Source organism: Kitasatospora sp. NPDC058032 (genome assembly GCF_042885845.1).
Taxonomy (GTDB): Bacteria; Actinomycetota; Actinomycetes; order Streptomycetales; family Streptomycetaceae; genus Kitasatospora.
This window is the reverse complement of record NZ_JBHVRK010000028.1, coordinates 1-12,948: the sequence shown is the minus strand read 5'-3', so window position 1 is coordinate 12,948 and position 12,948 is coordinate 1. Positions and strand designations below refer to the sequence as shown.

Sequence of the window (12,948 nt, the reverse complement as noted above, 5' to 3'; positions counted from 1 at the left end):
CCCGTGCGCAGGCACCGGCCGGTGGAGCCGCAGGACGTCCGGGCGGCCGCCCGCCACTGGACGACCGGGGTCGCGGTGCTCACCGCCCGGGACGGCGACGAGGTCTTCGCCAAGACGGTCTCCTCCTTCGGCACGCTCTCCCTGGACCCGCCGCTGGTCAGCGTGGCGGTGGCCGCCCACAGCCCGCTGGCGGCGGCCGTCCGGGACTCCGGCCGGTTCGCGGTCTCGGTGCTGAGCGCCCGCCAGGAGGCCGTCGGACGCCGCTTCGCCACCCCGGGCGCGGGCCGGGCGCTCGGCATGTTCACCACCGTGCCGATGCGGCTGGAGGTCACCGGCGCGCCGGTGGTCGACCACTGCCTGGCCTGGTTCGACTGCCGGCTGCACGCGATCCTGCCCGGCGGCGACCACGCCCTGCTGGTCGGCGAGGTGGTCGCCACCGACGGCGCCCCGGGCGAGCCGCTGCTGTACCACGACGGCCGCTACCGCGCCCTGGCCGACCCGCTCACCGATCCGGCCCTCACCGGTCCCGCACCCGCCCGCACCGACAAACAGCCCACCGACAAGCAGCCCACCGACGCCCCGACCATGACTTCGACAGGAGCCACCGCATGACCCTGCTGGACACGCCGGCCACCGGACGGGGACTGCTCACCGGCGAGCGGTACCTGGCCGAACTCGACGACGGCCGCGAGCTCTACCTGGACGGCAAGCGCGTCGCCAACCCGGCCGAGCACCCCGCCTTCCGCCCCGCCGCCCTGGAGCTGGCCCGGCTGCTCGACCTCCAGCACGACCCCGAGCACCGCTCCCTGCTGACCGTGCAGGACCCGGACACCGGCCGCCGGATCGCCCGCGCCTACGCCCCGCCGCGCACCCTGGAGGACTTGCGCCTCCAGCGCCGCAGCGCCGAGTTCTGGCACGCCGAGGCGCTGGGCCAGCACGGCCGCTCGCCCTCCTTCATGGCCTCCATCGCGCTCGGCGTCTACGACTTCCGCCACCAACTGGCCCGGAACGACGAGCGGTTCGGCGCCAACGCGGAGGCCTGGTACCGGCACTGCGCCGACAACGACCTCGTCCTCTCGCACGCGCTCGGCGACCCGCAGATCGACCGCTCCGCCGATCCGGTGGAGGAGCCCGACCTCGCCCTGCGCGTCCTGGAGGAGAACGAGCGCGGCATCGTGGTGCGCGGCGCCAAGCAGCTCACCACCCTCGCCCCGCTGGCCCACGAGGTGCTGGTCTACCTCTCCGCCTCCTTCACCCAGCGGCGCGGCGAGCAGTTCGTGGTCTGGTTCGCGCTGCCGCTGAACACCCCCGGCCTGGTCACCCTCTGCCGGGAGCCGCTGGGCAGCACCCCGTGGGGCCACGACCACCCGCTCGGCGCCAAGTACGACGAGCAGGACGCGATGCTGTTCTTCGACGACGTGCTGGTGCCCTGGGACCGCGTCTTCCTGCTGCGCGACGGCGAGCTGGCCCGGGTGGGCCTGGGCCGGATCAACGCGTGGAGCGCCTACATCGGCCACGTCCGCTACCGGGAGCGGCTGCGCACCCTGCTGGCCACCGCCACCCTGGTCGCCGAGTCGATCGGGGTGAAGGGCTTCCGCAACATCCAGGAGGACCTGGGCCGGCTGGCCGGGTACGCGGAGCTGACCGAGTACTTCCTGGACGCCGCCGAGGCCCGCGCCCGGGTCACCGACAGCGGGCTGCTGGCCCCGGGAGACACCGCCGCCAGCCGGGTCTGGTCCGCCGAGGTGGCGGCGAGCGCGGTGGAGATCGTCCGGAAGATCGGCGCCTCCGGCCTGCTGATGCAGCCCACCGCCGGCGACCTCGCCAACCCCCGGCTGCGCCCGCACATCGACCGCTACATGCGCGGCAAGGACATCGACGCCGAGCACAAGTCCCGCCTGTTCAGGCTGGCCTGGGAGCTGACCGGCGACGGCTTCGGCCAGCGCCAGGACCTCTACGAGTACGTCCACCGCGGCGACCTCGCCCGCAACCGGATCAACATCTTCAACCGCTACGACCAGAGCAGCACCCGCGAACGGCTGCTGCGCCTGATCGACACCGCCCCCGAGCCGCACGCCGCCACCGCGGCCGGCACCGACCCCGAGGAGGCCCGGCAGTGACCGCATCCGCCATCGAGATCCAGGCCGGCACGCTGGCCGGCTACGCCGACGCCAGCCGGCTGCGCCAGGTCCAGGACCGCGACTGGGTCCTCGACCAGGTCACCGGCAGCCCGCAGACCCTGGTCGACCTCGGCAGCGGCATCGGCCAGCTGCTGGAGACCGCCCTCGACCGCCACCCCTCGCTGCGGCTCGCCGTCGGCCTGGAGCGCTCCGAGCACCGGATGGCCGAGGCCACCGAGCGGCTGGCCCGCTTCCCCGGCCGCACCGTCCTGCACCGGGCCGACCTGACCGATCCGAAGCCGCTGGACGTCCGGGCCGACGTCGTCACCATGACCTCGGTGCTGCACTGGCTGTACCCGGTGGAGCACCGCGTCTTCCGCTGGGTGGCCGACCGGCTGGCCCCCGACGGCCGCTTCCTGCTCACCACCTACCACCCCGCCCGGGACGCCCACGGGCTCGGCGGCGAGGACGAGATCGTCCGCGACGCGCTGATCGCGACCGGCACCGAACCCGCCCTGGTGCCGCAGGTGTTCAGCGAGGGCGAGGTGCTGCCGATCGCCACCCGGACGCGTACGGTCGAGGACCTGGCCGAACTGCTCGGCGAGTTCTTCACCGTGGAGTCGTACCTGGAGCGGGACGCCGTGGTCACCGTCCGGGACGCCGCCCAGTACGAGCACTTCCACGCGGCCACCTTCGGCGACTACTACAGCCGGCTGGTGGCCCCCGCCCTGCGGCCCGCCTTCTTCACGGCCGTCGGCGAGAGCGCCGCCCGCCGCCAGGCCGAACGCGGCTGGGTGAGCCACATGCCGGTACGGCTCTGGCGGTTGGCACCGCGCTGATCCACCCGCGCCACCGGGCGCGACCCGCCCGTACGGCTGCCGCTCTAGTCTGAGGTACGACGCAGCCCCGCCCCCCGAGGAGCCAACGCCATGTCACCTCCCCTCGCCGGCCAGGAACTCGGCGCTTTCCTTCGCGCCCACCGCGAGCAGCTCAAGCCCGCCGACGTCGGCCTGCGGTCCACCGCGCGCCGCCGCACCCCGGGCCTGCGCAGGGAGGAGGTGGCCTCGCTCTCGGGGGTCGGGCTGGCCTGGTACACCTGGCTGGAGCAGGGCCGGGTGACCGCCTCCCGGCAGGTCCTGGAGGCGGTCACCCGGGCGCTGCGGCTGGACGCGGCCGGGCTGCGGCACGCCATGCGGCTGGCCGGCTACCACGAGCCGGCCGCCCCGGCGGACGGCGCCGCCGCCCGGCTGGCCGGCGCCGTCCAGCCGGTGCTGGACTCCTGGCCGGCCAGCCCGGCCGTGCTGCTGGACCGCCACTTCGACCTGCTCGGCTGGAACGCCGCCTGGGCCGCGCTCTGGGGCCCGCCCGAGGCCGTCCCCGCCGACCGGCGCAACCTGATGTGGCTGATGGCGGCCGACCGCCGGCTGCGCGGTGTGCTGCACGACTGGGAGCCGCTGGCCATGAACGTCTTCCAGCACTTCCGCGCCCAGGCCGGCCCGGCCCTCGCCGACCCGCGCACCGGCGAGCTGTACCGCCGGCTCGACCAGGACGCACCGGAGCTGCGCCACTGGTGGGGCTGCCACTCGGTGGCCGAACTGACCGCCCGCACGGTCACCGTGGAGCCGGCCGGCGTCGGGCCCGTCCGGCTCTCGCTCTCCTCCTTCCACCCGGTGGACGACCCCTCCGCCCTGGTGCTGCTCTTCACCCCGGTCGCCGCCGAGGACCGCAGCCGGATGACCGGCCTGGTGGACCGCCCGCTGCGCCCGCTGCCCGTCCAGCAGGCGGGCTGACCGCACCGCCCCGGCACACGCCGAAGCCCGTACGGAACCCCGTACGGGCTTCGGTGCTCCCCTCCGGCGCCGCTCAGCCGGCCACCTGCCGGTTCCGCAGCGAGGCGCTGACCAGCAGGGCCCCGGCCGCGGCCACCACCGCCAGCACCGTGCCGACCACCGGCGTGCTGTCCGCCGCGTCGCCGTAGGCCCCGATCGCCCAGGCACCCAGCCCGGTGCCCGCGTACATGGTGGAGGTCAGCCAGGCGCTGGAGGTGGCCCGCAGCTCGGGGGCGACCGTGCCGGCCAGGGTCTGCTGGTCCGTCACGAAGCCGCCGCTGGCCACGAACCAGACGACCACGCCCACCAGCGCCACCACCAGGCCCGGCCCCTCGACCGTGAGCAGGATGCCGAGCGCCAGCAGCGCGCCCCAGACCGGCAGCAGCGGCAGGTTGTGCCGCCCGGCGGCGCGGGCCCGGTCGCCCAGCCGCCCCCCGAGCAGCGAACCGGCCACACTGCCCGCGCCGACCAGCACGCCGACCAGGCCGAGCGCCTGCACCGAGAGGTCGAAGCGCTGCACCAGCACCACCCCGAGAAAGGTGAACGCCCCCAGGTTGGCGGCGTTGAAGACGGTGTTCACCAGCAGCGCCCGCCGCAACACCGGGTCGCCCCAGCCCGCCAGCAACGCCCGGACGGCCCCGCCGGAGGCCGGCCGCTCCGCCGCCGGGTCGCCCGCCGGAACCTGCCGCAGCAGCAGCGGCACGGCCAGCGCCGTACCGACGGCCAGCGCCCAGAACGCCGACCGCCAGCCCGCCGCCCCGGCCAGGAACCCGCCCAGCGGGACGCCGATCAACTGGCCGCAGGAGAACAGCGCCATGCCCAGACCCAGCGCCCGGCCCCGGACGGCGTCGGGGGCGGTCTCGGCGATGTGCGCCCAGATCGCCGGCCCGGCCGCGGCGGCAGCCAGCCCGGCCAGCGCCCGGGAGAGCACCAGGCCCGCCAGATCGCTGGAGACGGCGGCCCCGACATTGGAGAGCACGAACAGCACCGTCCCGGCCACCAGCGTGCGGCGGCGCCCGAAGCGGTCGCTGAGCAGGCCGAGGAAGGGCGCGAACACCGCGTAGACCAGCACGTACGCGGTGACGCTGGACGCGGCGGCCGCCTCGCTGACCTTGATCGAGTCCGCGATGGTCGGCAGCAGCGGCGAGACCAGGAAGGTCTCGGTGCCGAACAGGAACAGCAGCACGAAGACGCCCGCGTAACGCAACCGGTCGAACGAGGCCGCACCCTCACCGGGCGGGGCTGCGGAGGTAGCGGAGGTACTGGTCAAGGATGATCACTGCCTTCGGGGTGACACAGGGACAGGAAATGCCGCGCAGCCCGGCCATCCTGTCCCCCGGCCGCCCCGCCAACCAGTCGCCCGTTCATCCTGTGACCCCCACTCACAGCCACCGCCTCACCGGCCCGCGGGCCCCCGGCTGCGGCACCGGCCGCTGCATGGTGGTGACGGCGCGGCAGCCGTGCGGCGGGCCCGGCCACGGGGTCCGGGTGGTGCGCAGCACGGTGAAGCCGTGCCGCGCCGCCCAGGACTTGGCTCAGAGCGCCTTGCTGCGGATCTGCATGTCCTGGGGGCGTTCCGATACGTGGGACAACCCTGCGGCCTATGCCCGCAGGACCCTTGTCAACGTCCACGCCACGTGGCGCCGGAGGCACTGGTACCGGGAGATCCCCCACCGCAGTCCCCGGGAGCGCGGGGCGGCGCCGTGCCGACTCCTTCGTACGCGCCGCCGCCATGGATGTCCTGGCCGGCGTGCACCAGGCCCCTGACCTCCCTCTGCTCACCGACGGCCGGTGGCAGCCCGCCGGGCTGCTCGGCGGTTGATGCGGCTGTGGCCGCCACACGGTCCGCGCGGCGGCCCGATGGTCCCTGAGCCGGTGGCGCCCCCCTCGACGGTGCGCATCCGGAGCGCGGTTCCGTCGTTTACCAGGCCGTGGCCCCGGGTGGTTGCCCGGGGCGCGGTCTGCGCGGGCACCGGCTTTCGCCGGGGGTCGTGCGAGGAAGGAGCGCGATGAGCATGCCGACGGGTGAGGGGCGCCAGGCCGTGGACAGCGGTGCGCGGGCGGTGGGCAAGCGGATGGCGGTGCTGGGTACGGCCGTTGGGGCCGCGCTGGTCCCGGCCGGCGCCGCGCACGCCGACATCGTCGGCGTGGGCAACGCCGTGTTCGGCAACTCCTGTGTGAACCACGGCGGCGCGCAGGCCACCGGGGGCACCGTCGCCGACAGCGGGACGGCGAGCGGCAACCAGCTCGGCCTGCCACTGGACCTGCCCCGCAACCATTGCGGAAGCAGCGGGATCGTCTGTACGGCCGTGTTCATGTCCAGCGTCTGACCCGGCGGGCCCGGCGTTGTGCGAGGCGGGTGGTGTCGTGGCCGGTCCCGGGGTGGCGGGTGTGTCGCTGGAGGACGCAGCGCTACGGGAGTTGGCGGCTCTGAGCGGGCGCGCGGCGCCATTGCTGCGGGAGTGGGTGGCCGAGTGTCCGCGGCTGGGCGTGGCGCGGGCCATGCTGGCGCTGGCGACCGGCGGAGGCCGGAGCGACGAGGCGTTGCGGGAGGAGTTGGTGGTCGCCTACCGGGACGCGCGGGCGGCCGACGCCCGGTCGGCGAGTCTGGTGTACGGCGTCTTCCTGTACTCCCACCGGCAGTTCCGGCTGACGGCCGATCACCTGGTGGCGCACTTCGCGCGCTGGCCCGGGGACGAGGTGGCCTCGCTGCTGCTGGACGCCTTCCACGCCTGCGGGGACGCCGGCTACCGGACACACGGCGATGCGCTGGCCGAGCGGCAGTACGCCCTGGCCGGTGCGGACAGCTGGGCGTGGACGGGCAGGCTGGCGTGGACGCGGGCGGAGCAGGGCCGAGCGGAGGAGGCCCTCGACCTGGCCGAGCAGGCCCTGGCCCGGTGTCCGCGCGCCGGACTGGCCGCTCACGCCCGCGCGCACGCCGAGCACGAGCTGGGGGCCGGTCCCGCGTCCACCGCGTTCCTCGACCGGTGGCTGGCAGAGGACCCGCAGGCGATCCAGGTCAAGCACCTGAACTGGCACGCCGCCCTGCAGTCGCTGGCGTGCGGGGACTTCACGGACGCGCGCCGCCGGGCCGACGAGGTCCTGGGCCACGCGGACGTGGGGATGCGGTCGGCGACGAACTGGCGCCTGCTGCTGGCCGGGCAGCAGCCCGCCGGCCGCTGCGACCTCGACCACGTACGGGGCCTGTTGGCCGGACCGGGCGGAATGGCGGAGGTCTTCCACACGTTCAACCTGGCCCTGGCCCTGGCCGTCGAGTCGGCCGCCGACGACCTTGAGGCCCTGGCCCGTCGGGCCGCCGGCGACGAGCGCCCCGACTACAGCGACGTCCTCGCCCCGGTCGTCCAGGCCCTCTCCCACGTGACCGCGGGCCGCCCACAGGCGGCCGTCGACCTGCTGACCCGCCTGGGAGCACAGGTGGAACGGATCGGCGGGGTGCGGGTGGAACGCGAGATCGTCCAGGACACCCTGGCCCGCGCCCTGATCGACACCGGCGAGCACGCCCGCGCGGCCACCCTGCTGCACGAGCGCGTCACCACCCGCCGCCACCACACCTACGAGGATCTCCTCCTCACCTCCGCGAACACGCCACACGTCACCTCCTCGCCCCCGGGAGACCTCCCATGTCCGCGCCCCAGCTGATCGTCGTCTCGCCGCGCGGCAGCGGCACACCGCTGCTGGCCCGCACCACCACCGCACTCGGCTACACCCCCTACGGCACCATGAGCGGCGTCCAGCACGACGGCGGTGACCGGCCCGGCCCCGGCGAGGCCTCCCGTCTGCTCCGAGCCGCCTACGGCCAGGAGAAGGCCGGACGGCTGCTGCTGCGGCAGCGCGACGACCGGACCGAGCTGGAGGCCGCCTTCCAGCCGGCGGTGACCGCCCTGTGGCGGGTGTGGTGGACTCGCCTGGGCCAACCGGTCACCGCCGCCTCACCCGTCGACCCCGTCCTCGAAAGCCGCCTGTCCCGCGTCCCCGACAGCGAACTGCCCCGCCTGCTGCCGGGCCGCGGCTGCTGGTACGTCAACAGCCTGGACCTGGAACGAGCCGACGCCGGCTTCCTGCGCGCCTGGCACGCCACCGCACGACCGCCGATCGTCTACCACCACCGCGACGTACGCGACCGGATCATCGAGCAGATCCGCCTGCTCTCCCAGCCCGCCGGCCGCGTCGGCTCCCTGCCCGACCACCTCGTCTACCGCGACATCGTCAGTGCCCTGCCCACCATGGACGCCAGGATCACCCTCGCCCTCACCGACCCCGGCTTCCCCGGTCTGCGCGAGGCCCGCCGCTGCCAGTGGCTGCTGCGCCATCCCGCCGTCTTCGTGCTCACCCACGAAGAACTCGCCGGCGCCGCCCACGGCGGCACCGCCGAAGCCCGAGACCGTGCCCTGCACCGGCTGCTCGCCGCCGTCGGCCATCCCGCCCCGGCCGCAGCCCTCGCCGCACTGCCCGAGCCCGAGCCCGAGAGCGACGAACTCCCCGTCGGCGTCTGGCGCACGCACTTCAGCCCCGAGCACGAACGCCTCCTCCAGCAGCATCACGGCGACCTCCTGCCTCCCCAGCCCGACGAAGCCGTTCACACCCTCGGCCCTCGGCGCACCGGCGCACCGGCGTCCTCGCGCCCCGCATCCCGGTGAACCCGTACCCGTCCCGCCGGTCCGACCGGCGGGACGGACGCGCCACCGTTCAGGCCTTCGTGTCACCTGCCTGCTGGAAGCGTTCCAGCACGAGCTCGATCAGTTCGGGTGCGTCACCCAACGGCTGGGAGACACCGACCACGCCGGCCGCGGTCGCCGCCTCGACGGTCACGCGGAACAGCAGCCCGGCGGCGAAGCAGTAGGACGCGACCGCGATCCGGCGGGCCCCGGCACGGCGCAGTGCTTCCACCGCCTCGCCGGGGGTCGGTGCGGTGGTCGACGCGAAGGCCGCCCGGCACGGCAGGCCGAGGGCCGTGCTCAACGCGGACGCCATGGCGGTCACCGCCGAACACGCGGCGACGTCGACACTGCCCGCCGCCGCCAGCACCACCGCGTCGAACTCGACGTCCAGCTCCGCGAGGCGGCGCCGCAGCGCCGCGACCAACCGCCCGTCGGGCACGCCGGTGGGACCACCCACCACCGGTGTCACGATCGGCGCCCGGGCCGGCGGGTCGGACAGCGCCTTGGGCAGGTCCACCCGAGCGTGAAAGGCGGAAGTCAGCAGCAGGGGCACCACGACCACCCGCTCGTGTCCGGCCCCGGCGAGCGTGCCCAGCGCTTGACGGGCCGTGGGGCCGGAGTGCCGGAGGAACGCGACCTCGACCCGGCCTCCCAGGGAGGACCCGACCCCGCGGGCGAGCGCCCGGGTGGACTCCTGCGCCTCGGGGGCGAGGCTGCCGTGCGCCAGCAGGAGCAGTGCGCTCGGAGCCGCCGGCTCGGCGACCGGTCGGAGTGTTTCGATCGCTTCGGTCACGGTCGTACCACCCTCGTCATGTGGAGCGATTGCATCGAAGTGACGGAAAGGCTACCGTCAGTGATGCCGCCTTTTCGGTGGCGCCACGCAGACACAGCCGCTTGCACCAGCCGTTGGGAACGGACGAAGCCGCTGGCCGTGGCACACTGCCGAGGCCTCGCTCCCGCCATCGGGCGCTCGCCTCCGCACGTCCCCTTCCTCGCACCCCGCATCCGGGTGGACCCGTACCGGGGTCCGCCCGCGGCCGGTGCGAGTCCGGCGGGTGCCGCCGTAGCCTGCGACCACTCGCCCTGTCCGGCACCTCGAAGGCGGCCCACCGTGCAAGCGTCCACACTCCTGCCGACCATCGCCGTCTTCTCACTGGTGACCGTGGAGTTCGGCGGGCACGCCCTGCTGCGGCTGATCGCCGTCCAACACGGCACCCTCACCGCCCTGCGCGAACGGTTCTTCCGCGCCGGGCACGCCCACGCCGGCGTGCTGCTGGTCCTCTCCCTGGCCTACTTCCTCTACCTGCCCCGCGCGGAATTCTCCTCCGGGGCCGAATGGCTCTTCGGCATTCTCCTGCTGGCCGGAGTGCTCGCCCAGTCCGGCGGCTTCTTCCTGCACCTCGCCCTCGGCGCCGAGGGCCGGTCCTCCCCCGGCACCCACCTCACCCGGGCCGGAGCCGTCCTGATCGCCGCGGCACTCATCGCCCTGGGAGTCGGCCTCGCCCAACACCTCTGACCGGGCCTCCGCTCCCGTGCCCTGCCCGCTCCGCGTTCCCGCGCAAGCCGGACAACCGCTTTGTGTACCGGAGTGCGCCGATGGGGAGCACCGGGGTGTCGGGCTGGCGGTGTCAGCTGCGGAGGTTGACCACGGACCAGGTGAAGGCGACGGTCGGGCTGTGGTCGTCGTAGCGGTTGATCGTCTTGGGGCCGCCACCCTCGGCCGGAGCTCTCCGACGCCGCCCGGCGCACCTGCACCCACCCCGCCGGCACCGCCGACTCGCTGGAACACAACACCGAGGGCTGGCACCGCGAACAGGAACGCAAGCAGTCCACCGAGGCCGCCACCGAGCTCACCACCGTCGAGAACGCCGACCTCGGCAACCTGACCGGCCACGAGCAACAGGCCGTCCTGCTCAGCCGCGAGGACGCCCCCCGTCGAGGCCACCGCCGCCGACCAACTCCTGGAACAGAACCCCTTCGGGCCGGATCGCCGCAGTTCAGCGGGTCCGTCTTCAGCAGCCTCGGAACGTGCTTCGCCCACTGTCAGAACGCCGAATGCGTGGTCGCAGGTCATGCGACCCCTCTGAGGGTGGGCCTGATGGAGCCTTGGCCTGGTCCCAGTTCAGTGACCCAACTGCCATGCCGCTCCTCCCAATACGCCAGGAGCTGAGCCCACAGTCAGTGTCGCGAACCAGGGCTTCCGAGTCTTGCTACGGCTCTCTCGCAGCCGGCCCAGATCGGGGCTCCGAGGCGGTTGCGTCCGTCCAGGTGACCTCTGGTGCCGACGCCACCTCTTCGTTCGCACACGGGAATAGGTTGCTGGGCGACCCACTGGCCCGCTTCCCGGAGGACACCGATGGCCGTCCCTGCCCTGGACCACTCAACGACCCGCTACTCCCTCCCCCACGCCTACTGGATGGCCCAAGCCGCCGGACTGGCCATGCTGGACCGGGCCGGCATCGAGGACAAGGCCCACGCCTGGGGCTTCGACGAGGTACGCCACTTCGAGTCGACACACCAGATGCCGTTCCCGATCGAGGACACCCAGGCCTACACCATGGCCAGCGACCGCATGATCGTCACCGGCTTCCGGGGCACCGAGGTCCTGAAGATCTACGACTGGCTCACCGACGTCAGCACCCCGCCAGTCCCCGGACCGGCGAACAAGGGCTTCGTCCACTACGGCTTCCACCAGGCCCTGCAGTCCGTCTACCCCGACATCCGCGACACCATCCAGGAACTGCGCGCCGACGGGCAGAGCGTCTGGTTCACCGGCCACAGCCTCGGCGGCGCGCTCGCCATGCTGGCCGGAGCCCGCTGGTACTTCGAGGATCCCCGCCAACTCCCCGACGGCGTCTACACCTTCGGCCAACCCCGCACCTGTGAACGCCTCCTCGCCGGCGCCCACAACGCGGCCTTCAGGAACCGCTGCTACCGCTTCGTCAACAACAACGACATCGTCCCCCAGCTCCCACCCGAGCCGGCCTTCACCCACGTCGAAGCGCTCCGCTACTTCGACGCCGACGGGAAGCTCCACGAGGCCGTGCCGCTCATCTCCGCACTGAAGGACCGGGCCACGGGCTACCGCCAGGACATGTTCGCCCCCGAGACCGACGGCATCAAGGACCACCACCTGCCCAACTACCTCGCCGCGTTCGAGAAGAACCTCACCAAGACTGGCTGACCACAGGCAACCCCCACCCCGGGCCGCGGCCGCCACGGCGATGTCACCGACGTCGCCCTCGCCGCCCAGACCCTGCGCCGCCCCGTCCTGCGGTCCGCCTGGCGCACCCTGCGCGAACTGCGCCTCACCGACCACGACCCTGCCCACGACATCCACCTGCCCTCCCGCATCCGCACAAGCGCCCGTCCGCTCACCTAGATCGAAGCCGCCGACCCTGCACCATCAGACCTCCTTCATCGACCGGCACACCCGCCACGCTGTGACCGCCGCCCTCGCCCTGGCCGACGGCCACAGCGGCGAGATCGACCACACCCGCATCCGCAACCTCGACCCGCACGGGCGGCGCGTGTGGATGCATGGCTCCGCCAAGACCGACCCCCGCTGTCGGGTGGCGTCGGTCCACTGGGCGACGTAGGCCTTGGTGACGTGGCAGGTGTTCGCCCCACCCTTGGCCAGCAGGCCGCGGCTGAGGTCGAACGGGTCAATGGTGGCCCGGCCCCTGGGGGTGAGTGGGGTGGCGTGACGCTGGCCCGCGACGGCGCGGTGCTGATCGCCGCCGCGATCGCCGCCCGTCTGGTCACCACGGTGGCGAAGTGGCTGCTGGTCGGACGCTTCAAGGCCGCCGAGCACCCGCTCCGGCCCAGCTTCGTCCGGCGCAACGAGCTGTACGACACCTTCGTGGAGGATCTCGCCATGCCGTGGGGCGGTCAGACGCTGACCGGCACGCCGTACCTCAACTTCTGGCCGCGGAGCTTGGGGGCCGAGATCGGCCGCGGGATCTGGTGCGAGCCGCACTGGCTGCCGGAGAGCGACCTGCAGCATCGTGCTGCCGGGCTCGACACTGGGCGCCGGCGCCACGGTCGGGCCCGCCTCGCCGGTGATGCGCGGTGAGAGGGTCCCGGACGGGGGACCCTGGCTGGGCCACCCGATCGCCGCCTGGCGCCGACGGCCGCGGCCACCGCCGCAGCCGCGGCGGAACCGGCGCAGGCGCCGCGCCGGGCCACGGCGGAAGCGGAGTACGTCAAGGTGCGGCAGTCGTCACGGACGGCACACTGCACCGGGTGTCGGGCCGCCCGAGGCGGTCTCGCCCCGGGGGCGCGACGGGGGGTAGGGGGCGGGGGCGGGGGGGGGAGGCC

The 12,948-nt window shown here is 74.0% G+C and carries 13 protein-coding genes; 11 read left to right on the top strand and 2 right to left on the bottom strand.

The window, feature by feature from the left end; translation table 11 throughout:
- Window positions 1–3: 3 nt before the first annotated feature.
- The 4 genes from ACFVUH_RS31485 to ACFVUH_RS31470 all read left to right on the top strand — a co-directional run bounded on the left by ACFVUH_RS31485 (window position 4) and on the right by ACFVUH_RS31470 (window position 3,910).
- Window positions 4–612 (top strand): flavin reductase family protein, encoded by a 609-nt coding sequence (locus ACFVUH_RS31485; RefSeq protein WP_387916776.1) that lies wholly within the window; start codon window positions 4–6, stop codon window positions 610–612.
- The gene (locus ACFVUH_RS31480) at window positions 609–2,120 is read left to right on the top strand and encodes a 4-hydroxyphenylacetate 3-hydroxylase family protein (RefSeq protein WP_387916774.1); all 1,512 of its coding nucleotides are present in this window, start codon (window positions 609–611) and stop codon (window positions 2,118–2,120) included. The genes ACFVUH_RS31485 and ACFVUH_RS31480 overlap by 4 nt, the downstream gene beginning before the upstream one ends.
- Window positions 2,117–2,959 (top strand): class I SAM-dependent methyltransferase, encoded by an 843-nt coding sequence (locus tag ACFVUH_RS31475; RefSeq protein ID WP_387916772.1) that lies wholly within the window; start codon window positions 2,117–2,119, stop codon window positions 2,957–2,959. Before ACFVUH_RS31480 ends, ACFVUH_RS31475 begins: the two co-directional genes overlap by 4 nt.
- Before the next feature lie 90 nt (window positions 2,960–3,049).
- The gene (locus ACFVUH_RS31470) at window positions 3,050–3,910 is read left to right on the top strand and encodes a helix-turn-helix domain-containing protein (protein ID WP_387916770.1); all 861 of its coding nucleotides are present in this window, start codon (window positions 3,050–3,052) and stop codon (window positions 3,908–3,910) included.
- A gap of 73 nt (window positions 3,911–3,983) precedes the next feature.
- Here the strand turns inward: ACFVUH_RS31470 and ACFVUH_RS31465 are convergent, their stop codons facing one another.
- Entirely contained in the window at window positions 3,984–5,219 is a 1,236-nt protein-coding gene (locus ACFVUH_RS31465) for an MFS transporter (RefSeq protein ID WP_387916768.1), read from the bottom strand.
- Window positions 5,220–5,958: 739 nt separating this feature from the next.
- On the opposite strand from ACFVUH_RS31465, the gene ACFVUH_RS31460 reads away from it, so the two are divergent.
- From ACFVUH_RS31460 to ACFVUH_RS31450, 3 genes are all read left to right on the top strand, one after another.
- Window positions 5,959–6,279 carry a chaplin family protein gene (locus ACFVUH_RS31460; RefSeq protein ID WP_387916766.1) on the top strand — a complete coding sequence of 107 codons (321 nt, stop codon included), beginning with the start codon at window positions 5,959–5,961 and terminating at the stop codon, window positions 6,277–6,279.
- Between the two features lie 136 nt (window positions 6,280–6,415).
- Window positions 6,416–7,609, top strand: coding sequence for a hypothetical protein (locus tag ACFVUH_RS31455; protein WP_387916764.1), 1,194 nt, complete (start codon window positions 6,416–6,418; stop codon window positions 7,607–7,609).
- Window positions 7,591–8,607, top strand: coding sequence for a hypothetical protein (locus ACFVUH_RS31450; protein ID WP_387916762.1), 1,017 nt, complete (start codon window positions 7,591–7,593; stop codon window positions 8,605–8,607). Before ACFVUH_RS31455 ends, ACFVUH_RS31450 begins: the two co-directional genes overlap by 19 nt.
- 49 nt (window positions 8,608–8,656) lie before the next feature.
- On the opposite strand, the gene ACFVUH_RS31445 is transcribed toward ACFVUH_RS31450, so the two are convergent.
- A complete protein-coding gene (locus tag ACFVUH_RS31445) occupies window positions 8,657–9,421 on the bottom strand; it encodes a sirohydrochlorin chelatase (protein ID WP_387916760.1) in 765 nt (254 codons plus the stop codon).
- Window positions 9,422–9,739: 318 nt separating this feature from the next.
- On the opposite strand from ACFVUH_RS31445, the gene ACFVUH_RS31440 reads away from it, so the two are divergent.
- From ACFVUH_RS31440 to ACFVUH_RS31425, 4 genes are all read left to right on the top strand, one after another.
- Window positions 9,740–10,144 carry a hypothetical protein gene (locus ACFVUH_RS31440; protein WP_387916758.1) on the top strand — a complete coding sequence of 135 codons (405 nt, stop codon included), beginning with the start codon at window positions 9,740–9,742 and terminating at the stop codon, window positions 10,142–10,144.
- Between the two features lie 840 nt (window positions 10,145–10,984).
- A complete protein-coding gene (locus tag ACFVUH_RS31435) occupies window positions 10,985–11,812 on the top strand; it encodes a lipase family protein (protein ID WP_387916756.1) in 828 nt (275 codons plus the stop codon).
- A 259-nt stretch (window positions 11,813–12,071) separates the two neighbouring features.
- Window positions 12,072–12,227, top strand: a complete 156-nt coding sequence (locus ACFVUH_RS31430; RefSeq protein WP_387916754.1) for a hypothetical protein — start codon at window positions 12,072–12,074, stop codon at window positions 12,225–12,227.
- Window positions 12,228–12,331: 104 nt separating this feature from the next.
- Complete coding sequence (locus tag ACFVUH_RS31425; RefSeq protein WP_387916752.1) at window positions 12,332–12,703, top strand: hypothetical protein; 372 nt, start codon at window positions 12,332–12,334, stop codon at window positions 12,701–12,703.
- The last annotated feature ends 245 nt before the right edge of the window (window positions 12,704–12,948 follow it).